Raw genomic sequence first — 23950 nt, forward strand, 5'->3', positions numbered from 1 at the left:
AGGACAGCTCCTATGGCAAAACTCAACTGGGGCATGATCGGCGGCGGAGAAGGAAGCCAGATCGGCCCGGCTCACCGCCTCGGCGCACAGGCCGACGGAAACTTTGTCCTCGCGGCCGGTGCACTTGATGTCGATGCAGAAAAAGGCCGCGCATATGCGCAAAGTCTTGGTGTTTCGCCGGACCGCGCCTATGCGAACTGGCAGGAGATGCTGGCGGGCGAAAAGGACCGGCCGGACCGTGTCGATCTGGTGACGGTTGCCACGCCGAACTCCACCCATTTTGAAATCACACGCGCGTTCCTCAAGGCCGGGTTCAACGTCCTGTGCGAAAAGCCCATGACCATGACCGTGGAAGAAGGCGAAGAGATCGTTCGCGTCGCAGCCGCTTCCGGGAAAATCTGCGCTGTCAATTACTGCTATTCTGCCTATCCGATGGTCCGCGAAATGCGCCAGATGGTGGCCAGCGGCGATATTGGCAAGGTCAGGCTGATTGTCACGAACTTCAGTCACGGGCACCACGGGGATGCAACCGATGCAGACAATCCGCGGGTGCGCTGGCGCTATGACCCGGCTATGGCGGGCGTGTCCGGTCAGTTCGCGGACTGCGGCATTCATGCGCTGCATATGGCGGGCTTTATTGCGGGTGACGATGTGGCAACACTGTCGGCAGATTTCGCGTCGACGATCCCGTCACGCACGCTGGAAGACGATGCGCTGGTGAATTTCCGGACAACAGGTGGCACTGTCGGGCGCCTGTGGACTTCATCGGTTGCCATCGGACGCCAGCATGGCTTTGACATTCAGGTCTTTGGGGAAACCGGCGGTCTGCGCTGGGCATCCGAACAACCCAATCAGGTCTTCTACACCCCGGTCGGCGGACGTACGCAGATTATGGAAAAGGGCGAAAACGGACTGTCTGATGAAGCGGGCAGGCTGTCGCGCGTCGCGATCGCGCATCCGGAAGGTTTCCCGCTGGCAGTGGCAAACATCTACGTCGACCTCGCCGCTGCAATCCGGGGTGAACACCGCCCTGCCCTGCCAACGGCAGAGGACGGACTGCGGTCAATGGCGGCAGTCTATGCCGCTGTGGAGTCGGCCGCGGCCAGTGGTGCATGGGTTGATGCCCGGCCGCCGATGTTCCGCTGAAGGCGTCAGGTAACGGGGCGCAGCGTGCCCCGTTCGACGATTGAACAGGGGAAAATCCGCGCTTCGGGATAACGGTCAGGCTCATCCAGCATGGCAACCATCAGCTCAATGGACGAATTTACAATCTGCCGGATCGGCTGGTGGATCGTCGTAAGGTTGATGTTCTGCCAGCCCGCCATTTCCATATCATTCAGACCGATCAGACCAATGTCATGCGGAACTGAAAGACCGCTTTCGGTAATGGCAGACAGGACACCGATCGACAGAACGTCATCACCGCAGAAATAGGCCTCCGCAGGCTCAGACCGAAGAAGCCGCATCATTTCTGCACGCCCGGCGTTAAACGAGTATGCCGCGGCGAAACTGTGCGACAGATCAAGGCCCGGATGCCCTTCGAGTTCACTCATAAAGCCGGCAAACCGGTCCTGGGTTGACGTCGCATTCTGGGGTCCGCCCAGAAAACCGATACGGCGGTACCCGCGCGCAACCAGGCTGCGGGCAGCCATACGGCCGCATGCCACGTTGTCGATTCCCACCACATGCACCTGGGGCGTGCTGGAATGACGACCAAAACTGTGCACGACCGGAACACCGGCATCCCGGAAGGCTTTGGCAAATTCCGGAGACAGCGTGGACGATGCGACCACGGCACCATCCACCGAATACTGACGCAACATACGCACCGAGGCTTCCGGGTCGGTTTCATCGGACAGGTTGACGAGCAAAGGACGCAGACCGCGGTCCTGCAAGCCCCGGGTGAAAAGATCAAAAACCTGCAGAAAGATCGGGTTGTGGAAGTTGTTCGACACCAGGCCGATGAGTTTGGTCCGCCCGGTTGTCAGCGAGGACGCAAGAGCATTGGGGCTGTATCCCAGATCGCGGGCTGCCTTTTCGACCTTGCGCCGCATTTTTTCCGACACCGAAGCTCCGTCTGTAAAAGTGCGGGAAACCGCAGAGCGGGACACGCCCGCGCGTTCTGCAACTTCTTTCAGTGTTATGGCCATAGAGTGATTTTCCTGGCCCCTGAGGGCAGCATTGAGAGTGGTTTCAGGTGAATATGAAATCACCAGCAGATTTTTGCAACCGGTTGCAAAGTAAATTCGACTGTGCTTAAGTCGATTCACAGAGGTGGCACAGGCCACTCTTTTGCCATGAAAACGGTGAACCCCGGGAGGAAAAACATGACAACACTGATGAAAAAGCTGGTGCTTGCGACAGCCATCGTTGCCGCGCCCTTCATGACAGCGCATACCGCTGCTGCCGAAGGCGAAAAGTACATTCTTGTCAGCCACGCGCCTGACAGCGACACATGGTGGAACACCATCAAGAACGGCATTGCGCTGGCAGGTGAACAGGTTGGCGCCGATGTTGAATACCGCAACCCGCCCACAGGCGACATTGCCGACATGGCACGTATCATCGATCAGGCTGCGGCCTCGGGCCCTGATGGTATCATCACAACACTGGCTGACTTTGACGTACTCAAAGGCCCGATCCGGAACGCTGTGGATCAGGGCATCGACGTCATCATCATGAACACCGGCACGCCTGAGCAGGCGCGCGAGGTTGGTGCGCTTATGTATGTCGGTCAGCCCGAATACGACGCCGGCTTTGCCGCCGGTCTGCGTGCCAAAGGCGAAGGCGTAACAAACTTCCTGTGCGTGAACCACGCGATCCAGCAGCCCACAGTTGGCGAACGCTGCCGCGGTTACGCGGATGGCCTCGGCATCGATCTGGGTGATGCAATGATGGACAGCGGCACCGACCCGTCAGAGATCAAAAACAAGGTTCTGGCCTACCTCTCCGCCAACCCTGACGTTGATGGCATCCTGACACTGGGCCCGGTTTCCGCCGACCCGACCATCGCCGCGCTTCAGGAAAACGGTATGGCAGGTGACATCCACTTCGGCACTTTTGACCTCGGCGAAGAAATCGTCAAAGGCATCAAGGACGGCACAATCAATTGGGGTATCGACCAGCAGCCCTTCCTGCAGGCCTATATGCCGGTTGTGATCCTGGCCAACTGGGACCGCTACGGCGTTCTGCCGGGCAACAACATCAACTCCGGCCCAGGCTTTGTCACCAAAGATGGCCTGACCAAAGTTGAAGAGTTCGCCGGCGAATACCGCTGATCACCGGACTTTTTCGGGCGGCCTTCTCAACATGAGGGCCGCCCTTTTTTTCTTTTTCTGCAAGCCGGGGGACACGCAATGGCAGAATCAACGGACACAGACGAACGAATAAAGGAAGTATCTCCTTTCCGGCAGGCACTGATACGGCCCGAACTGGGCGGTATTGTTGGTACTGTCGCGGTTTTCACGCTTTTTGCTCTGTTCGCGTTCGACAGCGGCATGTTCAACAGTCAGGGTGTTCTGAACTGGACCATCGTTTCCGCCCAGTTCATGATCATCGCCGTGGGCGCCTGCCTGCTGATGATCTCGGGCGAATTTGATCTCAGCGTCGGCTCCATGATCGGTTTCGCCGGTATGATGATCGCCGTTTTCGGCGTCGTACTGGCCTGGCCTATGTGGATCGCGATCATCATTACATTTGTTATCTGCTGCGCGCTTGGTGCGCTGAACGGATTTATTGTCGTTCGCACCGGCCTGCCCAGCTTTATCGTGACACTTGCATTTCTGTTCATCCTGCGCGGGTTTACGATCTATATCCCTCAGACGATCGAGCGTAAAACCATCATCGGCGGCATCCGCGATGCTGCAGAGGGTGACTGGCTTGCACCGGTTTTCGGGGGGAAAATTGGTCAGCCGCTGTTTCAGTGGCTGGGTGATATGGGCATCATCGGAGTCTTCGAACGTGGCACGCGCGCCGGGCAGCCGGTTGTCGATGGTATCCCTATGCTGATCGTCTGGGCACTTGTTCTGATCATCTTCGGCCATGTACTGCTGACCCGGACCCGCTTCGGCAACTGGATCTTTGCCTCTGGCGGCGATGCAGAAGCCGCACGCAACTCAGGCGTACCGGTCAACAAGGTCAAAATCCTGATGTTCACCTTCACAGCATTCTGCGCGACGGTGTTCGCCGTGTGTCAGGTGATGGAATTCGGATCCGCTGGCGCCGACCGCGGTCTGCTTAAGGAGTTTGAGGCAATCATCGCGGTTGTTATCGGCGGTGCGCTGCTGACAGGGGGCTATGGGTCTGTGATCGGCGCTGCACTGGGGGCGCTGATCTTTGGTGTGGTCCAGCAGGGCCTGTTCTTTGCTGGTGTGGAAAGCTCTCTGTTCCGGGTATTCCTAGGGGTGATCCTTCTCTTTGCGGTGATCCTGAACACCTACATCCGTCGCATTATCACGGGAGAACGCTGATATGTCCGACCCGATCATTCAGATGAAAAACATCGAAAAGCACTTTGGCAGCGTTATCGCGCTGGCAGGTGTATCGGTCGACGTGTTCCCCGGAGAATGCCACTGTCTGCTGGGCGACAACGGCGCGGGCAAGTCGACCTTTATCAAAACCATGTCCGGTGTTCACAAGCCAACCCACGGCGAGATTATTTTCGAGGGCCGGCCGCTCGACTTTGCGGATCCAAGGGATGCCATCGCGGCGGGCATTGCCACTGTGCACCAGCATCTCGCGATGATCCCGCTGATGTCTGTCAGCCGGAACTTCTTCATGGGCAACGAGCCTCTGAAAAAGGTCGCGGGTCTGAGTTTTTTCGACCACGATTACGCGAACAGAGTGACCATGGAAGAGATGCGCAAGATGGGCATCAACCTGCGTGGACCAGACCAGGCCGTCGGAACCCTGTCGGGCGGTGAACGACAGACGGTTGCAATCGCGCGTGCCGTGCATTTCGGCGCAAAGGTGCTGATCCTCGATGAACCAACGTCTGCTCTTGGTGTGCGCCAGACATCAAACGTGCTGGCCACGATAGACAAGGTGCGCAAGCAGGGCATCGCGGTTGTTTTCATCACCCACAACGTGCGCCACGCGATGGCCGTCGGTGACCGCTTTACGGTGCTCAACAGGGGGCAGACCCTGGGGACTGCAGTCCGGGGAGACATCACACCCGAAGAGCTTCAGGACATGATGGCCGGTGGGCAGGAAATGGCGACCCTCGAAGGCAGCCTGGGCGGCACCGTCTGAAAAACCGTCCGCCGCCTCACGCACGGCGGCGGGCATCCATCCGGTCCAGATGAGCGTCAAATTCGTCCGGCACGACACCCTTTTCCAGAGCTTCTCTGAAATAGGCCTGCTGTGTCTGCGGTGCGAGCCCGCCTGTCGGCGGATCACTGTCAAGGTTGGTCGGGAAGGCATACCCTTCGGCCACTGCCGCAACAACAGATGTCAGTTCCGCGTCGCTCAGTGTACCCGCCTGCCGGGCGGCGAGCGCAACAGGGTATAGCGCTTTGCACATCGCTGTGCGGTCAACAGTTTCCATCGCGCGGCCAAAAGGTGACGATACCTGCAACAGATTTGCCAGCCTGTGAATATCTGTCGTTGTGTTGGCTCCGGCAGCATGAAAAAGCGCCGGACTGAAAAATATCGCGTCCCCCTTTGTCAGGGGCAGCTGGACACAGTTCTCTTCAAAAAAAGCGCGGAAATCATCACGACGCCAGGCAGCATACCCCGGCAGGTAGGCCTGTGAATAGGGAAGCAGTTTCGTCGGACCGCTTTCAACAGGCATATCGGTATGCGCCACGGCACCCTGCAGGGTCAGGGCCGGGGAAAGAGCATGAACGTGTGCGGGGAAAGAGGCACTGGCCTGCGATGTCTGAAACCCCAGATGATAATCGCGATGCGCCTGTTGCGCAGCACCACCGGGGTGCACCAGGTTAACCTGGGCTGTCATCTGATACCCCGGACCCAGCCATGCTTCGCAGACCGCATCAATACACGGACTGGCAAAAGAGCGCATGAATGCATCCGGGTCCCGCAGACACAGTTTCTGCAACGCATTCCAGATTCTGTCATTGGCACCAGACGCCGCAAAATGGTCGGCCCCTTCGCCCCCGGCGCTTTTTTCGCCGGCGATTATGTCTTCGAACACACCTGTCGCGGTATCGAGCGCATCGGTATCGCGGACGGCACCACGCAGCGCAACAACGCCCGGACCGGATAAAAGGAGACGCGCCCATTCAGCCATGAGTTCGGCACGCCTTGCCGGATCAGAGAGGTCAGATGTGATGTCTGCCGCGTCGTACACGGGAATGTTGTGACAGATATCCACGGCATGCGGCGCATGACCACTGGTGGTCACCTGCGATGTCAGAGCCTCAAGGTCCTCTGGTCGGCAGTCCGCATCCGAGTAATAGCCGGGCGCTTTTTCGGGCTGGTCTTTCATGGCATGTCCTCCCTGTAAGAGTGTGGATCAGGAGGATGCACATGCGCAAATGTTAAGTGCCAGACCGTGAACCGGTGAGCAGAGGCACTGCACGGCGGACGGATATGCCCCCGGTGCAACTTACGAAATGCCTTCCTTTACCGACAGACGCTCGCCGGAGGGTCTGGTCGTGATGTACAGAATGCCTCTGGCGTTTGTTAACCGAGCATCGGGGTGCTCCTGGAGCGTAAACGTCTGTCAGCGACAAAAGCACAGGTTCCTTCCCGTGCAGAAATCAGGCCCCGTCCCGCACGGCATTCAGCCGCGACACATCCGCATCCGATGGTTCCTGCCCGGACAGGCAAAACAGGTAATGCCATGCCCGGCTGATCCGGGTGTCCCAGTCTTCTTTCTGATCCAGCGCATCGTATCCGATCTGTGTGAAATACAGGATCCGCGCACGTACTTCGCTTTCGCCCTGCGCATAGCCATAGCGTGCAAACATAGCCGTCAGTGCGGCCAGCCGCTGGTTATCAGACCTGTCCAGCAGCGCCCGGACCGACCCGGACCGTCGCGCCCAGTCACGCACAGCAAAATCGAGGCGGGTGTCAAAACTCCCCTTGCTGATCCACGAAGCAAAGAAATTCACAATCGCCGCGTTTATTGTGTCCGCCGGGGCCGCCGCCGCGTCGACAATTACCCGGGTGTTGGTACTGCGCCAGTGTTCGAGCAATTCGTCCAGCAAGTCGGCGCGACTGTCGAAATGCCAGTAAAAACTCGACCGCGATGTATCCATTTTTGCGGACAGCAACAGAACTTTGACATTCTCTTCGCCTTCCGAAATCAACGTATCAAGGGCAATGCGGATCCAGTCGTCCTTGGTAATCCGCCTGACATTCCGCCCGCCCGTGCCGCTGTTTTTTTCTGCCATGTTCTTTCCCGACGGCTGATTTGCCGAACTGACGTCTACAATGCACTTAATGCGCTACTCTGGCCAATCCTGCTCGAAGTGCGCCAGGAAAAAATGCGCACAGGTATTCTGGTCAGTGCAAACACCTTGAAACACAACGGCCTGACCTGCCACGATCACACGAATTAAGGCTGGCAGGCGATTCTCGGCGTGCACAGAGAGCCCGCCCCAAAATTGCCGCATTCAACGTTGCCGGATTTGCGAAAGACAGGATTCGCGTTTCCTTAAGGCGAACAATGCCTGCTGTTTGCGCAGTTATCCTCCCGATTCAGCAACAAGTTCAGGTAAAAAGTGCATAAAATCATAGGCATCAGGCTCTGGTAGCAATCCAGAGCGGCCTCACTTTCAACAAGTTTCCCGCTTACCGTCCCATCAATCGGAATATCGCGGGGGCGATAGTGAAAGTGAGTTAGAGTAATGCTGCGTGCTTGCCTGGACAACATAAGATCAAACCGGCAGAAAGCTGTCGAAAAGGTCTCCGCCTTCCGCAAAGAAGAAGAAGGTACGGTGACGATCTTCGCCACCTTCATGATTATTATGATGCTCATGGTCTGCGGCATCGCCGTCGACCTGATGCAGAACGAAATGATGCGGACGCGTGTACAGAACACGCTTGATCGCGCTATTCTCGCGGCATCAGACCTCGACCAGCCCCTCCCGGCCGACCAGGTCGTCGATGACTACTTTGCTAAAGCGGGTATGACAGAGTTTCTGGACGATGTGCAGATCACACCCGGCGCACACCTGCCTGTCACGAACTACCGGATTGTTGCGGCGACGGCACGAACACGGACGCCTGCCATCTATATGGCAATGACAGGCGTTGAATCGCTGCCCGTGTACACATCAGGTATGGCCGAAGAGATCATTGAAAAAACAGAGATTTCTCTGGTTCTCGACATCTCTGGATCGATGCGTTTTGACGACCGTATCGGCCGGCTGCGCGTTGCCGCCAACGAGTTCCTCGAATCCGTACTCGACGGTCAGGCCGGTACAACAACTTCCATCAACATCGTTCCCTACGCGGGCCAGACGAATCCCGGACCGATTGTTTTCAACCGCGCGGGTGGCATCCAGTTTGCTGAAACCATCACGGTAGATGGTGAAGAACAACCTTACGGCGGCGACGTCGAAAACGAATATGTCGATGAGGACGGCAATACACAGACCGAAACAAACTATGTGTCGTACCGCGACCGTTCGGCCTGTCTGGAGATGGACAGCAGCGACTTCAACAACATCAATCTGCCGTCCGGCGGCTACTTCCAGACACCACATTTCATGAACTGGGCCATCGACGCGCCTACAATGGACTGGGGCTGGTGTCCGCTGAACAATACCGCAATCCAGTATGCGCAGAACAACCTCGACAGCCTGAAAACATTCATCAACACGATGCGCCTGCACGATGGTACCGGCACACACTATGGGATGAAGTACGGCGTGGCCCTTCTGAACCCGACGTCCAACTCGACGTTCCGGGCTCTTGAAACAGCTGGCCTTGTTCCCCCACAGTTTGCAGATCGCCCGGCACCTTTCACAGACACGGACACGCGCAAGTTTGTCGTGCTGATGACTGACGGTAAAATCACGGAACAGGTGCGTCCCAAGGATGCCAACCACCAGCTGAACCCAACCAAGGAACTGAACGCGCGGAAAACCGACCGTGAGAGGATTTCCACTTCCAGCACCAATATTACCCGGTTCTATTCAATGTGCGACAAGGCCAAGGCCGAGGGAATTGTGATCTACACGATTGCCTTTGAAGCCCCCGATGCCGCCGTGACACAGATGCGCAACTGCGCGACAGAGCCCTCTTACGCCTACAAGGCGCAGGGTGTGGAAATCAGAACGGTATTCAAAGCCATCGCGCGCCAGATCAATGAACTGAGGCTGACACAATGATTATGAGAACACTGAACTTTCTGAGGTCGTTCCGTAAGAAAGAGGATGGCCAGGTCGCAATCGAATTCGTGCTTCTGGTACCGATCCTGTTCACGGCATTCCTGTCATCTGTTGAACTGGGCATCTATTCGATGCGCCAGATGTGGCTGGACCGCGGCCTTGATATCGCCGTTCGCCAGGTGCGGCTGAACACAGAGGCCATTCCGTCACACGACGCGCTCAAGGAAGTGATCTGTAACAACGCAGGTTTCATCCCGGAATGTACCGCGAGCCTGAAACTCGAAATGATTGTGGTAGACCCGCGCGCCTATGTCGGTCTGGACAATGATGTAGACTGCATCGACAAATCCGAGCCGATCACAAGTGCAGATCCACCCAACTATCAGACCGGCGAAGAGCATGACCTCATGCTGCTGCGCGCCTGTGTCAAATTCGATCCGATTTTCCCGACCACGGGCCTTGGCTTTCACTACGTCAAGGACAACGCCGGGCAGGCGTCCATGACGGCGACTTCGGCCTTCGTACAGGAGCCTGGAAACTCATGACCCGTATCGCAAGCCTCCGACTGACGCTGGACCGCTTTCGCCGGTCCGAAGACGGAAACGTTGCAATCGAAGCGATGATCATTCTGCCGCTGGTTTTCTGGGCCTACCTCGGGATGTTCTCGATTTTTGACGCCTACCGCCAGTATACGAACAATCAGAAGGCCACATATACGATCTCTGATATGATTTCGCGGCAGGTCTCGCCGCTGGACAACAGCTTCATTGATGGTGCGCAGGATCTGTTTGACGAACTGACCCGGGCTGTTGCGGAATCCCACATGCGAGTTTCCGTTGTTCAGTACGACACGGCTGCCGGAACCTACGAAGTTGTATGGTCGCAGGTGCGCGGCATGTTCGTCGCCCTGACCAGCACCGATGTGGCGTCCTGGCACGACCGCCTTCCCGTAATGCCGGACGACGACCAGATCATTGTGGTCGAAACCCGTACCGAATTTGACCCCCTGTTTGATCTGGGACTGGCCAATCGCAACATCGACAATTTCGTCTTTACGCGGCCTCGTTACGCCAGCCAGCTGTGTTACTCGACGACCTGTGCGCTGACCACACCGACAGTGTTTACGCCAACAGAAATCGACTGACCGAAGGTCGCCTACGGGCGGCCTTTGTCCGGTTGCACCCTGTTTTTCTGTCAGGCGCGCGCCTTTTCACGGCGTGGATCGACAAAGGGAATGTCAGCAACCGTGGCTTCAAGGCGCTTCATGTGCCCGTCCATCATCCCAACCTGCAGTTTCGTGTCTGTATCAGCGTGTTCAACAGCAAGTCTGGCCATTGCAATGGCGCGCTGATGCACTGGTGAGCGTGTCGCAGAGGTAACCACCCCGACCTGGCGTTCTCCTTTGAATACCGGACTGCCGTGAGCGGGTACATCATCGCAATCAAAGACAAGACCTCTGAGCAGGCGGCGCGGGTCCCTGGCATTCCGCGCGAGAGCCGTACGGCCGGTAAAGTCCGGTTTGCGCATATCGACGGCGAAGCCAAGCCCCGCCTCAAAGGCATCGACACCCGGCGCGAATTCAGCACCAGCCGCAGCCAGGCCGGCTTCGATCCGGATGATTTCCAGCGCGGCCGAACCCATAGGACGCAGACCAAACGCATCGCCCGCTTCTGTCAGAGCATCCCAGATCTCCAGAGCATCCGCTTCGGCGCAGAAAATCTCATATCCCAGTTCGCCGGTGTATCCCGTCCGCGTGAGCATGAACGGTGCGCCATCGCGGTCGCGCAGGCGGGCGACTGTCGCGCCGAACCAGTTGATCCGGGACAATGCGGGAACGTGCGGCTGTGTAAAGACCAGTTTGCTGAGCAGATCGCGGGATCGTGGACCCTGTAACGCGAGATTTGGCAATGCATTGCGCAGATCATGTACGCGTACCTGAAGACCGCTGTCCCGGGCCAGACGGCTCAGCCAGCGGCCGCTTTCTTCGGATCCGCAGCACCACCGGAAAAGCTGCGGTGCCATACGGAACAGCGTACCGTCGTCGATGACCTCTCCGCTTTCATCGCACATCAGGCTGTATGTGCCACGCCAGACGGCCAGACGATTGACATCGCGTGTCATCGCCTGCTGCAACAGGCGTTCGGCATCCGGTCCGATAATGTCGAATTTCCGCAAACCGCTCATGTCCTGAAGGGTCACGGCCTCCCGACAGGCCCAGTATTCACCGGTTGTGCCATGCGCGGGAAAGCTGACCGGCGTCCACAGATCGCGGGCCGGGGCAAAGTGATCCGTCTGCGGTGCCAGCCTGGGGTGGAACGCGGATTCGTGACTGATCAGCATAGGAGCATCCTCTTTTGGCCGATAGGCAACCGCCCGTTGAATGCGGGTCTGTGGTTTGTAGATCCGGACATGCACGTCCGTCGGGTTCCAGCCATTGATCGGGTCAATATCATCGGGGCATGCCGTAGACACGCAGACAAGATCATCGAGCGCTGCCATTGCGACATAATCTCCGGGCCGTGAATGGCTTTCCTCGGTCATCAGGTTGTGGTGCGGATCCACCCAGGTGTTCCAGAAAAAGTTGATCGCAGGCCAGGCGGAACGTCGCGCGACGCCGAAACTGTCCAGCGCTTCGGAGATATTGTCCGAACAGTTCACGTGCCCCGGGAACCCGCGTTCCTCATACCCACGCGCTGTGCAGGCGAGGCCAAAAGTATCATGGCGTCCGCAGGTATCCTGAATGACCTGCAGCACAGGAACCATGTCCTGATCAAAGAATTTATCGGAAAGCCCCGGGCCGGGAAACGCGCGGCGCACCATACTGCGGGTCGCAGTGGCATCAATCATCAGTTCCTGCTGGCGGTCCAGCCCTGCCGCCCGAAAGGCCTGAAAGTCAGAACACTGCTGCCCCTCGACATCAATAATCTGCAGAAATTCGCCACGTTTCAGCTCATAGCTGACTGCGCTTGCCCGTGGCACCGTAAATTCTTCGCGGATGTCACCAAGAGGTTCCGGCAGTATCGGCCCGGATACGCTGGCGCGACGGTGCGATACGCTGACTGTTCCGCCGCTGCCATGTTCGATCAGACATCCCGTGGATGCGCCCCGGATCACCCAGGCGGTGCAGGGTTCCTGCGCCTTCAGAACCACGGGTTCTGCAGACCAGTCCAGGTTTGTACAGACGACACAGTCCGCCGCTTCGCCCCCCATCGAGCGGATCCAGCCCGCCAGTGGTGCCGACGCAAAATCACCAGAGCGGACGCTGTCAGCACCGGAGAGGTTCAGGCTTGCGGATGCATCGTTCCCCTGTCCGTCAAACACAGCAATGGATACCGCATTTCCTGCCGACACGGTTAAACTCAGCAGATCGCCCTGATCCAGCTCGAATTTTTTCAGTCCGCGCGGTCCGATCAGTGCCGTGAGCAGATTGCCGGCCGGCTGAAATCCGGGAAAACGGCGCGCACCACTGAGATGGCCGATGTTTGAAAAAGCATGAATTGTGTCCTGACCGCTCACGATCACTCGCTCCATCAACCGACAAAAGCGGCTGCTTCAATCGTTCGTGCAAGTGGATTCCCATGTCAACTGCCGTAACGACATGTGATGGCGTGCTCTGCCGGTTGTACCGCCCGCGTCAGACTGTGCCGCGCAGATCCAGCCGGTCAGAAGTGCTGTGCAACCAGGTCGCGAGTTTCCCCGTCACTTCTTCGCCTGGCAGACGGCCCCGGCCTTTCAGCGCGCATTCCCAGACTGTGGCAACACGCCAGCCCGCATTCAGAAGGTCAGCAGTCCGGCGCGTATCCCGTGCTCGGTTTCCACCAATTTTGTCGCGCCAGAAATCGGGCCGCGTCGCCGGCCAGCGGAACAGTGCACAGTCGTGACCATGCCAGAAACAACCGTGCACGAAGATTACAGCATTGTACCGGCGCAATACGATGTCGGGGCGGCCAGGAAGTTTCCGGTCATGCAGACGAAACCGGAAACCAGCCGCATGCAGTCCACGGCGCACGATCATCTCGGGTTGCGTGTTCTGCCCCCTGATGCGGGACATGTTTTTGCTGCGCACGGCGCGGCTGTGTACATCCGCCACGCAGATCAGCTTTCCGCAAGGTCACTCATCATGCAGTGCATGATATGCGGGTGCATCAGTCGGGCCACGTCCGCAAACACCGGCACGGCCACCGAATTGCCAAACTGCCGATAAGCCTGGGTATCCGACACCTCAATTCTGAAATCATCCGGGTACCCCATAAGCCGCGCACATTCCCGAGGCGTAAGCCTGCGCGGGTTCTGCCCCTGCCCCCGGCTGACCAGAATTTCGGAGCCATCCTTATAGTAGCGTGCCGAAAGGGTACGTGCCACATCCTCCGGTCCGACCAGCCCGAAGCCAAAACCATTGCCCGCTGCCCTGTGGCGGGCGGCATAGGCCTGCAGGTACGACCAGAGCTTGTCAGACAGTGTGTATTTTTCGGCAACAACAGCCATCGGGGTATCTGTAAAGGGAGGCTCGGGTGCTTCGGTGCCATCCTCCGGGTGCAGGATGCTCCGCATCCGGTGCGTCCCCCGCTCTGGCAGTTGCAGCGCATCAAAGTCAAAGCCTGTTCTTTCCCGAAAGCCGACGATGACGATCCGTTCGCGGTGTTGAGGCAGGTAGTGCGCCGCGTCAATGACACGCGTGTGCAGCGCATACCCGAGATCCTCCTGCAGTTTGCGCCGGATGACATCAAAGGTCCGGCCTCCGTCGTGGCTCTTCAGGTTTTTGACGTTTTCCAGCAAAAACGCAGCAGGCCGGTGGTGTTTGAGGATGCGCAGCACGTCAAAAAAGAGCGTCCCCTGCGTTTCGTCCTGAAATCCATGTGCACGCCCGAGAGCATTCTTTTTCGACACTCCTGCGATGGAAAACGGCTGGCAGGGGAAGCCCGCAACCAGAACGTCATGCCCCGGAATATCCGCGGCCGCCACGGTCGTTATGTCGCCGGCAAGCGGCCGGTTGTCGGGGTAGTTGGCCCCATAGGTTTTCTGTGCGAACCGGTCCCATTCGGATGTGAAAACGCACCGGCCACCGGCGGTTTCCATCGCACGACGCAGACCGCCGATACCGGCGAACAGGTCAATAAATCTGAAAGTACCGCTCATAATGCCCCACCTTTGCCGCTCGCAACTGGCCCGGCACTGAACGCATTATGCCCGGTGACCCGCGCATGCCAAGCAGCAAGTTCGTTCATCAGAACCGGTTTCCTGCATGTGCACGGCGCAGACACCTCAGAAACTCCTGCGTTTTGCGGTCAGGTTCGGGTTGCCGGCGCGTAATGGCGGCAAACCGGCTGACGTAGGCTGAATGCCGCGCAGCAATAGGCCGGACGCTATTATTTGCCATAAAAGTCGCGGCCACATGATCGGCCAGGTACCCCAGATAGCAACCCGACTGGATCAGCAAAGCCAGTGCCTCTTCCTCCTGAACCCTTGCCGCCCGTCGCAGCCCCAGTTTCTGCCCGGCAATCATATTGGGAGAGTTGAAACCAAAGCCTGCGTATTTCCAGCCACTGAGATCCGGCAGCGCGTCCGGATCTGCGGCGCTCTCAAACAGCGGATGGCCGCGACCACAATAGAGCGTCATATGCTCATCATAGAGCGGTTCATAGCTGAGTGATCCCGACTGGCGGTGAATCGGCACCACGGCCACATCGAGCGAACCCTCCACCACCTGGGCCTCCAGAACATTCGGAGCATGCAGTGCAATTTCCAGCGTGACACCCGGTGCCGACAGGTCAAAGCGCCGGATCGTATCATCAAGATGCGCGTCCGGATTGGTTGTGGACTGATCAAACAGCCCGATCCTCAGAGTTCCCGTGAGGGTCTGGTGAATCTCATCCACCTCAGCCTGAAATCCGTCGAGCGATCCCAGGAGTCGACGGGCAGAGGCGAGGACCTTCTCGCCCTCAGCAGTCAGCGAAAACCCGGATGGTCCACGATTGCACAGCCGCAGACCGAGCCGGTGTTCCAGATCCGCGATGTGCCGCGAAATTGTCGAGCGGCCGATATTCAGCTCCAGCTCAGACGCAGCAAAGCCACCGCACTCTGTCACAGCGACAAAAATGCGGATCAGCCGGATGTCGACATCGCTCAGCCGTTTCAGCAGTGCACGTTTTGCCAAACCAATGTTTCCGTTTTCTGCAACTATAGTGGGTAAAGTTTCCCCTTATCAAACGAGAATAAAGGTATAGGCTGCAGGTGAGGAGTTCCAGGGGTCTGCCACTCCGGGGCGTGCTCAGAAAAGAAGCTCTGCACCGGCAAATGAGCCAAAAAAACAGCAGAGAAGCCAGCAAGGAGACAACAATGGCAATAGAACCGCCTCTTATGGATCTGCCGATCAAAACCGCCGACAAGGGGTTTTATCGGGGGTTCAGCGTTAACGTCACGGTCGTGAGTAAGGTCATCATCAGTATGCTGGTGGTCTGGTGTATTGTCTGGCCAACTCAGGCCGGTACAATTCTCGGCAACTGGAACACCGCAATTCTTGCGCAGTTCGCCGCCTGGTATATCTGGGTGGTTACAGCCTTTGTGATCGTCTGTATCGGTCTGGCAATCTGGCCGACCGCCGGACGCCTGAACCTGGGCGTCGATGGCGAAAAACCCGAATTTTCAAATTTCTCATGGTTTTCCATGATGTTCGGCGCCGGTATCGGTGTCGGCATGCTGACCTGGGCCGTGGCCGAGCCGGTGGCCCACTTCAAAAATAACCCTTCGGTCATTCAGGGGCTCACAACCGCGCTTGATGCGGACAATGTGCGTACCGCATATGTCTGGTCCTATCTGCACTGGGGTCTTGGCGCCTGGGCCTGCTATGCGATTGCGGGACTTGCACTGGCCTTTTTCAGCTACCGACGCGGGCTTCCGCTGACGATCCGCTCGTCGCTGACACCACTGTTTGGCAAGTCTCTTTCGGGCCCACTTGGTCACATCATTGACATCGTTGCCGTCGTTGCGACCATTCTCGGTGTCGCGCAGACGCTCGGGTTCGGGGTCGAACAGTTTGTTGCGGGCCTCACCCGGATCGGATTTGGTGGCCTGGCACTTGAAGATGGTTCAGCAACCACACTCGGCATCGTTGTTGCACTTGTGGTCATCATGGGCGCATCGACACTGTCAGCGCTTTCGGGCGTCGGAAAAGGCATCAAATGGCTGTCAAACATCAACATGGTGCTGTCGATCTTTCTGCTGAGCTTCTTCATCATCTTCGGGGCGACTTTCTTTGGCGCGGCGGCGTTCTTTGTCGGTATCTGGGACTATCTGCTTGCTCTGCCGTGGCTGAGTTTCAACGTCTACAGCTCTGACGGCGTTGAGGGTTCCGAAGCCTTCCTGCTAACTCAATGGCAGGGCTGGTGGCCAGTGTTCTACTGGGCATGGTGGATCGCATTTGCACCCTTTGTCGGCCTGTTCCTGGCACGCATCTCACGCGGCCGAAGCATCCGCGAGTTCGTTCTGGGCGCGATGATCGTGCCGTCGCTGATGTGCTTCGTCTGGTTCGCCTGGGCCGGTGGTACAGCGATCGATCTGGAACTTAACGGCGGTGCCAACGGTGTCATCCTGGATGCTGCCAACGGTGACAAAATCTTTGCCATGACAGAGTTTATGCTGTCGCCGATTGCTGACATCCTGGCATGGGGCATGGCGGTGGTGATCGTGGTCCTGCTGATGACGTTCCTGGTCACTTCCGCTGACTCTGCGGTTCTGATCGTTAACACAATCAACGCGGCCGGCGACGAAGGTCCAAAGGCACGCCCGCACATCCTGTTCTGGGGTGCTGCCCTGGCCCTGGTGGTTGGAGGCTTGCTGATCTCCGGCGGGACGGGTGCCATCCAGACAGCGATGGTCATTGGCGCGCTGCCGTTCTCCATCGTGATGGCACTGATGTGCATTGCGCTGATCAAGGCAATCTGGAACGACGGTCGTCGTGAGGCTGCTGGTGTTCAGACGCTTTCCGATCAGGTCGCAACACCCGCAGAATAGCACTGCAGGAAATGCAACTGAAAAGGCCCGGGGTTATCCGCCGGGCCTTTTTAATGTGCGTGTCAGGTCAGAGCGTTCAGGACGTTTCGCCCTGCCTGAGCTGGTACCCGGTTTCGACCCTCAGTCGCGTACCGGAACTGTCCCCGGAAAGGATCCGGGTAATCATGTTGCCAGCGGCAACACCGATATCAAACGCAAAGACATCAACAGTCGTCAGGGCGGGGCAGGCAACCGCTGCAATTTCAAAAGCGCCGAAGCCGGTAATCGCCAGATGTTCCGGCACAGAGATACCGCGCCGCTGGCAGGCCGCAAGCGCGCCAAAAGCAACCGTATCGGACACGCAGATCAGCGCGTCGTATTCTGACAGACGCGCACCGAGTGTTTCCACCGCGCGTGCTCCTTCGGTCATCGAAACAGGTGCGGGTCCTATGCCGATTACGTCCACTGGCTTCAGTCCATGTCGTTCAGCAGCCTGACAGACACCGCGACAACGTTCGGATCCACGCCTGTCACTGTCGCCTTCTGCACCAAGAAATGCGAAACGCTTGCGGCCCGACGCGACAAGCTGATCGACCACACCGACCATGGCATCAGAGTTGGAGAACCCCACAGTGTGCCCGATCGGTTCTGCGGGAAGGTCCCACATTTCAACTACAGGGATATCCCGCGCATCCAGAAGATCACGCGTGTCCCGGGAATGATGCCCGCCCGTCAGAATAATCGCTTCCGGCTTGCGCTCCAGCAGCTGGCGGACGATCCGCTCTTCTTCCACAACCGAATAATTGGTGCTCCCCAGGAGTATCTGCAGACCCGTCTGGCCAAGGACTTCGGTCAGTCCACGATGCGTCGCGGCAAAATTCGCATTATCCAGAGAGGGCAGAATGACGGCCACAAAACCACTTTTCTGCGCGCGAAAGGCCTGAGCCGTAGTGTCATAGACATATCCCAGCCGGTTCGCAGCTGCACGTATTGTGTCCCGGGTCCGCTGACTGACCGTACCGTCGCCCCGCAGCGCCCGTGACACAGTCATCGGCGAAACGCCGACGTCGCGCGCCACATCGCGCATCGTCACGCGGGACTTCACCCGGCGTCTCCTGCCGAACGGACTTGTGAGTTCAAACGCTGATCTCCTCGCTGGCCCCGTGGAAAAATTCCATCACTGCGGCCTGATCCTCACCTCCAAGACCTGCTGCCGTCAACATCCTGTGGATCTCTGCGCAAAGTGCCGTCATGGGCATAGGGGTCCCCGTCGAACGCGCCAGATCCTGCACGGCGTTCAGGTCCTTGACCATATTGTCGATGCGCCCGGTACGGCGGTAATCCTTTGCGGCAAAGCGCGGCAGGTATTCCTGCAGCAGCGCACTGTCCGCGCGTCCCCCTTTGAGAGCGAGCGGAATTTTTTCGGCATCCACACCAGCATCCTGTGCCAGTTGCGTGGCCTCGGCAACTGCCAGAAAGCCAAGACCGCACAGCACCTGGTTGATCAGCTTGGTTGTCTGCCCCGCGCCGGGTGGCCCCATATGCGTGTAATTCGCTGCGACATGGCGCAGCGCACGATACGCCTTTTCAACCGCATCAGCCTCACCGCCCGCCATCAGTGTCAGTTCTCCGGTCAGCGCTTTGGGTGCACCGCCGGAGAGCGGGCTATCCACCCACATCAGGCCCTTTTCGGCTGCCTTCGCAGCAAGATCGCGCGTCGCATCGGGTGCGATGGATGACATATCGATAATGACGGTCCCGGGCCGCGCGCCATCCGCGACCCCGCCCGCACCAAAGACAGCCCGGTCCACGATATGTACAGCGTTCAGGCTGGTGATAACGAAGTCAGCCTCCGAAGCGGCGGCGGATGCGCTTGCAGCGGCAACTGCGCCTTTTTCCACAAGCTTAGCAACCTTTTCCGCATCCAGGTCAAACACAGCAAGATGATTGCCTGTTTCCAGCAGGCGCGTGCCTATGGCTCCACCCATTGCGCCTGCACCTATCAGTGCAATCCGTTCACTCATGCTTGCTCTCCGGTTCTTTGAATACTGCGTTCAGCCGTCCGCGCCTATTGCTGCCAGAGCAGCACCTGCAACGACCACATCCTGATCAGGACTACCTGAGCCCACTCCGATGCCTCCCAGCAGCGCGCCTCCGATGCGGATCGGAAGGCCGCCACCAAGACCGGTCATCTCGCCCTGGGTCGCCGCGGCAATCGCGGGCCTGACGGCTTCGGGGATGCCCGTGGTGGGCGCGCCGATTGAGGCAGCGGTTCTTGCTTTGGAACGTGCGCTTTTTCGGCTGAGAAACTTGGCGCCGGTCATCCGGATTTCGCCCAGCACCTCACCGCTTGCGTCAACGATGACAATACACTGGGGCTGTCCGATCTCTTCGGCCTTGCTGACACCTGCCTGAAGCATCGCAAGCACACCTGCATGGGTCAGAATGGTGTTGTCTGCAGTGAAGTCCATCACCGCGCACCATTTACGTTGAGGTAGATCGAATAAAGCGAAGTGGTGCCACAGATAAACAGACGGTTGAGCTTGGGGCCACCGAAGCAGACGTTTGCCACCATCTCGGGGATGAGGACCTTGCCGATCAGATCACCGCCGGCGTTGAGGCAGTGCACCCCGTCAGCGGCCGAGGTCCAGATACGCCCGTCACGATCAAAGCGGAAACCGTCAAACACGCCCGCCGTACAATCAGCGATAATTTCGCCACCCGACAGCGTGTTGTCAGCCGCCACCGCATGCCGGCGAATGTGTTTGGGGCCATCTGCGTCGTGGGTGATACCGGTGTCGGCGATATAAAGCGACGTTTCATCCGGCGAAAAGGCCAGCCCGTTCGGTTTGACATAGTCGTCAGCGACAATGCGGATGTCGCCGGTTTCAGGGTTCACGCAATAGACGTGGCAGGCACCGATTTCGCTCTCGGCGCGGTCGCCTTCATAGTCCATGAGGATGCCGTAGGACGGGTCCGTAAACCAGATTGTGCCATCTGATCTGACCACAACGTCATTCGGGGAATTCAGGCGTTTGCCTTCAAAGCTGTCGGCGATCACTGTGATACTGCCATCATGCTCTGTACGCGTGACACGTCGCGCGAGATGCTCACAGGTGACCATCCGCCCCTGCCCGTCGATGGTGTTGCCGTTTGAATTGTTCGAGGGCTGGCGGAAAACGGACACCGACCCGTCAGTTTCATCCCAGCGCATCATTCGGTTGTTGGGAATGTCAGACCAGACCAGGTATCTCCCGGCGGCAAACCAGACCGGTCCTTCGGACCAGCGCGCCCCTGTCCAGAGACGCTCGACCCGCGCATGCCCGATCAGACAGCCGCCGAATTCCGGCATAAGCTCTTCAAAGCCAGTCCCCTCAATCACCCCGAACATTCCCGTATTCTCCTTTGACCACAGGGCAGTAAGTCCGCCCACATGGTACCGATACAGCAAAAAAGGCGCCGGTGCGACCGGCGCCTGATTGTGTTTTACCGCTCAAGTGCGCCGACACCCGAAAAGCGGAAAGCTTCCTGCTCCAGCGCGTCGATCTCGTCGGCACTCATCTGGTCATGTGCCACCGTGATACGCCCCAGGAATACCAGAGGCAGTTCAGCGGCACGTCCCTCAAGGTCTGCCTTGATGGCCTCGGCCGTCGCCGCACCGACATCATCGCCCATGCGCATTGGCGTGGCATCCAGCTCGCCGCGACGGATCGCGTCCAGCTCAAGACCCGTGCCACCCCAGCCGGTGGAGAAGATTTCTTTCTCTTTGCCAACGGAAACCTGTGCCTCAACGCTGCCCATCGCCATTGCGGTGTTGGCGTTGTGAATGATCCTGGCTTCCGGATAGGCCTGCAGGATCAGCGATGTGCCTTCAAAGCCACCTTCGCGCTGGTACTCGCCATAGTGTTCATAGACCGTGGTCCAGCCACCCTTTTCCTCGACACAGGCTTTGAAATCACCTGAACGCTGATTGTCCGTGATGCCCGGAATGCCGCGGTTCATCGCCATAGTCACGTCATTGCCCAGACGCCCGAGCATATAATCACACATGGTCAGGGCACCGGCGGCAGACGAGAAATCAAACCACGCGTCAGGCTGATTTTCGAGATCCTTCAGCGGCGTGTGGAACGCCCAGACGTAGGTCGCGAAGTCATCATTGGCCGACAGTTTGTCGATGTTGTCCGCCTGGATTGCCAGTTCGGACGGCCCGAAGATCACATAGTCATAAAGATCTGCGTCCTGTTCGACCTGGTTTGCATAGGTCGACTGCAACGAGTGCTCGATCTGACGGCTGGCGAATTCAGTTGTCTCGTAGGCGATGCCCAGCTGGTCCAGCCGTTTTGTCAGCGCCAGGTAGTTACGCGCCCAGAAATCGGATGTATCAGCCGACGGATAGATAAGCGCAATCTGCACCGGGTTATCCAGTGTGCCTGCGTAGGGCACGGCTTCCGCGCCCACAACGGCCTGCAATGCTTCGAGTTTGCCCTCGGCATTAACCTCACCGGGGACCCAGTAGTCACGGTCAGCGATGCCCGGCAGCTCCTTGAGTGGCAGCGTCGCATGGCCATCCGCCCATGCCGCGCCCGCAACTGCCAGCGTTGCGATGAGGCTTGTTGTCAGTAATTGTTTCATTGTGGTTCCTCCCTTTCAAAAAAGCGCGGGGCCACCGGTGTGGCCGGGTCTGCAGCCCGGTTACACCACCCCGCAGATACCGGATCAGCCACTGGGTGTGGGATCTCCGGCAAAAAGTGCGCCAAGAGCAAGCAAGGCAATCAGCACACCAATAATGGCCGCGGTAAACCGCAGCAGTTTCTGTCCGTCCGGTGTGGCGAGACCTGCAAACAGGCCTTTTGCACCGTCACGGTCCTTTTTCTGCATCCAGGTGTAGAGAGCGACCGAGCTTACAATCACCACGCCCGAGGCGACGGACTGCCAGAAAAACTCGATGCGCAGCGTCACCAGCGCGTTGATCATCATGGACAGCAACAGCACACCGGCAAAGGAGCCGACCATCGAGGCACGCCCGCCAAAGAGCGAGGTACCGCCAACGACAACGGCCGCAATAACATGCAGATTGAAGTACGGGGCGGATGTTGCCTGGATTGCGTTCAGCTTGCCCGTCAGCATCAGACCGGCGAGCGCCGCGGACGCGCCCATCAGTACGTAGGCATAGACCTTGTGACGGTTGACAGAAATCCCCGTCAGTTCAGCCGATTCCGGGCTGGAACCGATGGCAATTGTGTAGCGCCCGAAAAAGGTGCGCGTCAGGATAAAGTATCCGGCAACCATTGTTGCGATCCCGATAATGACCGGGATCGGGATAAATCCGGGGATCTGGCCGCGCCCGATGTCCGTGATCAGGTCCGGGAACCGGGCCAGTACGAGGCCTTTTGCAATTACCAGTGCAAGCCCGCGGTATACGAGGTCCATAGCCAGCGTGCCGATCAGATCCGGTACCTTCAGGCGGGTAATGACAAGCCCGTTGATGAGCCCCATCAGTGCACCGAGCATCAGCGCGATCGGCACCGCCACCCAGGCCGGAAAGTCGTATTGCTTGATCAGAAACGCCATCAGAATACCCGACAGTGCGGCAATCGACCCGATGGAAAGGTCAATGCCACGCTGGGTAATGACAAATGTCATCGCCATGGCCATCGGCATATAGAGTGCCGCATCCAGCAAAATGAGATTGAGGTTCGTCAGCCGGAAATAGCGTGCTGGTTCTGCCACGCCCATAAAGAGAAGGATGGCGAGGATCATCACCATCGGTCCGATGATCGCGATGTAGGGCTCCAGCCGTTCGCCAACGCTGCGCGAAGCCGCAGGGCCTGTTTCAGACATGCTCATTATGCGGCCTCCTCTGCGCCAACGATCAGCCCGAGCACTTCCTGAGTGCTGCTGTCGGCTGTTTTCACGACGCCGACCTGTCGGCCCCTGCGCTGTACATGGATACGGTCAGACACCTGAAAGACGTCGTCGAGCGAGTGGCTGATCAGAATGACCGCCAGGCCCTGATCTCTCAGTGTTTCAATCAGCTTCAGGGTACGCGCCGTTTCCTGCGGCCCCAGAGCGGCTGTGGGTTCGTCCATCACAAGCACCCGCAGACCCTCGGAATACACGGCCCGGGCGATAGCAACCGCCTGGCGCTGACCGCCCGAAAGACTCTCGGTGGCTGCATCAAGCGATTTGAGCCGCACGCCGAGGCGCTCCATCAGGACACGCTCGGTTTCCGTACGCATGCGTTTGTTGTCCAGTATGGTGATACCGAATACTTTTTTCGTCAGTTCGTTGCCGAGGAACATGTTAGCGGCTGGGTCCAGGTGATCGGCAAGGGCCAGCGTCTGGTAAACCGCGTCGATACCCTGTTCGATGGATTCAGCATGACTGGCAAAGGAGACTTCCTTGCCGTCGATAAAAATGCTGCCTTCGGTGGGTTGATACACACCGGTCAGTATCTTGATCAGAGTCGATTTTCCGGCGCCGTTGTCGCCCACAATCGCAAGCACCTCGCCAGAGCGGGCGGTCAGGTCGACCTCAGAGAGCGCGGTAACGCCACCAAACCTTTTGGTGATCCCGCGCATTTCGACCAGGGGGGTGTCTGCCATTGCAGCCTCCGCATGATGAGAAATTGAAAAAGGAGGCGGCAGGCAAATAATGAG

At 58.3% G+C, this 23950-nt stretch carries 21 protein-coding genes and 1 pseudogene; 8 read left to right on the plus strand and 14 right to left on the minus strand.

Annotation, left to right across the window (positions count from 1 at the left end):
- The first annotated feature begins 12 nt into the window (after positions 1-12).
- A complete protein-coding gene (locus Q0792_RS09700; protein ID WP_298839533.1) occupies positions 13-1146 on the plus strand; it encodes a Gfo/Idh/MocA family oxidoreductase in 1134 nt (377 codons plus the stop codon).
- 5 nt (positions 1147-1151) lie between these two features.
- Here Q0792_RS09700 and Q0792_RS09705 read toward each other — a convergent pair whose 3' ends face one another.
- On the minus strand, positions 1152-2150 hold the full coding sequence (locus tag Q0792_RS09705) for a LacI family DNA-binding transcriptional regulator (protein ID WP_298839539.1): 999 nt from the start codon (positions 2148-2150) through the stop codon (positions 1152-1154).
- 177 nt (positions 2151-2327) lie between these two features.
- On the opposite strand from Q0792_RS09705, the gene Q0792_RS09710 reads away from it, so the two are divergent.
- The 3 genes from Q0792_RS09710 (at position 2328) to Q0792_RS09720 (ending at position 5250) form a co-directional block, all read left to right on the plus strand.
- On the plus strand, positions 2328-3278 hold the full coding sequence (locus tag Q0792_RS09710; protein ID WP_298839542.1) for a sugar ABC transporter substrate-binding protein: 951 nt from the start codon (positions 2328-2330) through the stop codon (positions 3276-3278).
- A gap of 78 nt (positions 3279-3356) precedes the next feature.
- Complete coding sequence (locus tag Q0792_RS09715; protein ID WP_298839545.1) at positions 3357-4469, plus strand: ABC transporter permease; 1113 nt, start codon at positions 3357-3359, stop codon at positions 4467-4469.
- A 1-nt stretch (position 4470) separates the two neighbouring features.
- A complete protein-coding gene (locus Q0792_RS09720; protein ID WP_298839547.1) occupies positions 4471-5250 on the plus strand; it encodes an ATP-binding cassette domain-containing protein in 780 nt (259 codons plus the stop codon).
- A gap of 16 nt (positions 5251-5266) precedes the next feature.
- Here the strand turns inward: Q0792_RS09720 and Q0792_RS09725 are convergent, their stop codons facing one another.
- Both Q0792_RS09725 and Q0792_RS09730 read right to left on the minus strand, forming a co-directional pair.
- Entirely contained in the window at positions 5267-6448 is a 1182-nt protein-coding gene (locus Q0792_RS09725; RefSeq protein WP_298839551.1) for a phytanoyl-CoA dioxygenase family protein, read from the minus strand.
- A gap of 274 nt (positions 6449-6722) precedes the next feature.
- On the minus strand, positions 6723-7358 hold the full coding sequence (locus tag Q0792_RS09730) for a TetR/AcrR family transcriptional regulator (protein ID WP_298839554.1): 636 nt from the start codon (positions 7356-7358) through the stop codon (positions 6723-6725).
- A gap of 456 nt (positions 7359-7814) precedes the next feature.
- Between Q0792_RS09730 and Q0792_RS09735 the strand changes: the two genes are divergently transcribed.
- From Q0792_RS09735 to Q0792_RS09745, 3 genes are read left to right on the plus strand one after another with little or no spacing between them, the layout of a single operon-like run.
- Complete coding sequence (locus Q0792_RS09735; protein WP_298839557.1) at positions 7815-9302, plus strand: TadE/TadG family type IV pilus assembly protein; 1488 nt, start codon at positions 7815-7817, stop codon at positions 9300-9302.
- On the plus strand, positions 9299-9847 hold the full coding sequence (locus Q0792_RS09740) for a TadE/TadG family type IV pilus assembly protein (RefSeq protein WP_298839560.1): 549 nt from the start codon (positions 9299-9301) through the stop codon (positions 9845-9847). Before Q0792_RS09735 ends, Q0792_RS09740 begins: the two co-directional genes overlap by 4 nt.
- The gene (locus Q0792_RS09745; protein ID WP_298839563.1) at positions 9844-10446 is read left to right on the plus strand and encodes a TadE/TadG family type IV pilus assembly protein; all 603 of its coding nucleotides are present in this window, start codon (positions 9844-9846) and stop codon (positions 10444-10446) included. Before Q0792_RS09740 ends, Q0792_RS09745 begins: the two co-directional genes overlap by 4 nt.
- A 50-nt stretch (positions 10447-10496) precedes the next feature.
- On the opposite strand, the gene Q0792_RS09750 is transcribed toward Q0792_RS09745, so the two are convergent.
- From Q0792_RS09750 to Q0792_RS09765, 4 genes and pseudogenes are all read right to left on the minus strand, one after another.
- Positions 10497-12818: a DUF1989 domain-containing protein gene (locus tag Q0792_RS09750; protein WP_298839566.1), complete on the minus strand. Its 2322-nt coding sequence runs from the start codon at positions 12816-12818 to the stop codon at positions 10497-10499.
- Between the two features lie 118 nt (positions 12819-12936).
- A complete protein-coding gene (locus Q0792_RS09755; RefSeq protein ID WP_298839568.1) occupies positions 12937-13392 on the minus strand; it encodes a very short patch repair endonuclease in 456 nt (151 codons plus the stop codon).
- A gap of 5 nt (positions 13393-13397) precedes the next feature.
- Positions 13398-14420: pseudogene (gene dcm, locus Q0792_RS09760) on the minus strand (DNA (cytosine-5-)-methyltransferase); the annotation flags it as partial.
- Between the two features lie 106 nt (positions 14421-14526).
- A complete protein-coding gene (locus Q0792_RS09765; RefSeq protein ID WP_298839575.1) occupies positions 14527-15456 on the minus strand; it encodes a LysR family transcriptional regulator in 930 nt (309 codons plus the stop codon).
- Positions 15457-15638: 182 nt separating this feature from the next.
- On the opposite strand from Q0792_RS09765, the gene Q0792_RS09770 reads away from it, so the two are divergent.
- Complete coding sequence (locus Q0792_RS09770; RefSeq protein WP_298839578.1) at positions 15639-17312, plus strand: BCCT family transporter; 1674 nt, start codon at positions 15639-15641, stop codon at positions 17310-17312.
- A 76-nt stretch (positions 17313-17388) separates the two neighbouring features.
- Here Q0792_RS09770 and Q0792_RS09775 read toward each other — a convergent pair whose 3' ends face one another.
- The 7 genes from Q0792_RS09775 to Q0792_RS09805 all read right to left on the minus strand — a co-directional run bounded on the left by Q0792_RS09775 (position 17389) and on the right by Q0792_RS09805 (position 23896).
- A complete protein-coding gene (locus Q0792_RS09775; protein WP_298839581.1) occupies positions 17389-18396 on the minus strand; it encodes a LacI family DNA-binding transcriptional regulator in 1008 nt (335 codons plus the stop codon).
- A gap of 31 nt (positions 18397-18427) precedes the next feature.
- Positions 18428-19315, minus strand: a complete 888-nt coding sequence (locus tag Q0792_RS09780; RefSeq protein ID WP_298839584.1) for an NAD(P)-dependent oxidoreductase — start codon at positions 19313-19315, stop codon at positions 18428-18430.
- A gap of 30 nt (positions 19316-19345) precedes the next feature.
- Positions 19346-19762: a heme-binding protein gene (locus Q0792_RS09785; protein WP_298839586.1), complete on the minus strand. Its 417-nt coding sequence runs from the start codon at positions 19760-19762 to the stop codon at positions 19346-19348.
- Positions 19762-20682 carry an SMP-30/gluconolactonase/LRE family protein gene (locus tag Q0792_RS09790; RefSeq protein WP_298839589.1) on the minus strand — a complete coding sequence of 307 codons (921 nt, stop codon included), beginning with the start codon at positions 20680-20682 and terminating at the stop codon, positions 19762-19764. Before Q0792_RS09790 ends, Q0792_RS09785 begins: the two co-directional genes overlap by 1 nt.
- A gap of 95 nt (positions 20683-20777) precedes the next feature.
- Positions 20778-21923, minus strand: a complete 1146-nt coding sequence (locus tag Q0792_RS09795) for a substrate-binding domain-containing protein (protein ID WP_298839592.1) — start codon at positions 21921-21923, stop codon at positions 20778-20780.
- 84 nt (positions 21924-22007) lie between these two features.
- A complete protein-coding gene (locus Q0792_RS09800; protein ID WP_298839595.1) occupies positions 22008-23138 on the minus strand; it encodes an ABC transporter permease in 1131 nt (376 codons plus the stop codon).
- Positions 23138-23896: an ATP-binding cassette domain-containing protein gene (locus Q0792_RS09805; RefSeq protein ID WP_298839598.1), complete on the minus strand. Its 759-nt coding sequence runs from the start codon at positions 23894-23896 to the stop codon at positions 23138-23140. The genes Q0792_RS09800 and Q0792_RS09805 overlap by 1 nt, the downstream gene beginning before the upstream one ends.
- Positions 23897-23950 lie beyond the last annotated feature (54 nt).

The sequence above is a fragment of the uncultured Roseobacter sp. genome (assembly GCF_947495025.1).
Taxonomy (GTDB): Bacteria; Pseudomonadota; Alphaproteobacteria; order Rhodobacterales; family Rhodobacteraceae; genus Roseobacter.

Bases quoted from the DNA above. Each gene is read 5' to 3' on its own strand.
- Q0792_RS09805 (WP_298839598.1), bottom strand. From the start codon at position 23,896: ATGGCAGACACCCCCCTGGTCGAAATGCGCGGGATCACCAAAAGGTTT.
- Q0792_RS09785 (WP_298839586.1), bottom strand. From the start codon at position 19,762: ATGGACTTCACTGCAGACAACACCATTCTGACCCATGCAGGTGTGCTT.
- Q0792_RS09710 (WP_298839542.1), top strand. From the start codon at position 2,328: ATGACAACACTGATGAAAAAGCTGGTGCTTGCGACAGCCATCGTTGCC.
- Q0792_RS09770 (WP_298839578.1), top strand. From the start codon at position 15,639: ATGGCAATAGAACCGCCTCTTATGGATCTGCCGATCAAAACCGCCGAC.
- Q0792_RS09730 (WP_298839554.1), bottom strand. From the start codon at position 7,358: ATGGCAGAAAAAAACAGCGGCACGGGCGGGCGGAATGTCAGGCGGATT.
- Q0792_RS09795 (WP_298839592.1), bottom strand. From the start codon at position 21,923: ATGAAACAATTACTGACAACAAGCCTCATCGCAACGCTGGCAGTTGCG.
- Q0792_RS09700 (WP_298839533.1), top strand. From the start codon at position 13: ATGGCAAAACTCAACTGGGGCATGATCGGCGGCGGAGAAGGAAGCCAG.
- Q0792_RS09735 (WP_298839557.1), top strand. From the start codon at position 7,815: ATGCTGCGTGCTTGCCTGGACAACATAAGATCAAACCGGCAGAAAGCT.
- Q0792_RS09790 (WP_298839589.1), bottom strand. From the start codon at position 20,682: ATGTTCGGGGTGATTGAGGGGACTGGCTTTGAAGAGCTTATGCCGGAA.
- Q0792_RS09780 (WP_298839584.1), bottom strand. From the start codon at position 19,315: ATGAGTGAACGGATTGCACTGATAGGTGCAGGCGCAATGGGTGGAGCC.
- Q0792_RS09725 (WP_298839551.1), bottom strand. From the start codon at position 6,448: ATGAAAGACCAGCCCGAAAAAGCGCCCGGCTATTACTCGGATGCGGAC.
- Q0792_RS09800 (WP_298839595.1), bottom strand. From the start codon at position 23,138: ATGAGCATGTCTGAAACAGGCCCTGCGGCTTCGCGCAGCGTTGGCGAA.
- Q0792_RS09705 (WP_298839539.1), bottom strand. From the start codon at position 2,150: ATGGCCATAACACTGAAAGAAGTTGCAGAACGCGCGGGCGTGTCCCGC.
- Q0792_RS09720 (WP_298839547.1), top strand. From the start codon at position 4,471: ATGTCCGACCCGATCATTCAGATGAAAAACATCGAAAAGCACTTTGGC.
- Q0792_RS09740 (WP_298839560.1), top strand. From the start codon at position 9,299: ATGATTATGAGAACACTGAACTTTCTGAGGTCGTTCCGTAAGAAAGAG.
- Q0792_RS09745 (WP_298839563.1), top strand. From the start codon at position 9,844: ATGACCCGTATCGCAAGCCTCCGACTGACGCTGGACCGCTTTCGCCGG.
- Q0792_RS09715 (WP_298839545.1), top strand. From the start codon at position 3,357: ATGGCAGAATCAACGGACACAGACGAACGAATAAAGGAAGTATCTCCT.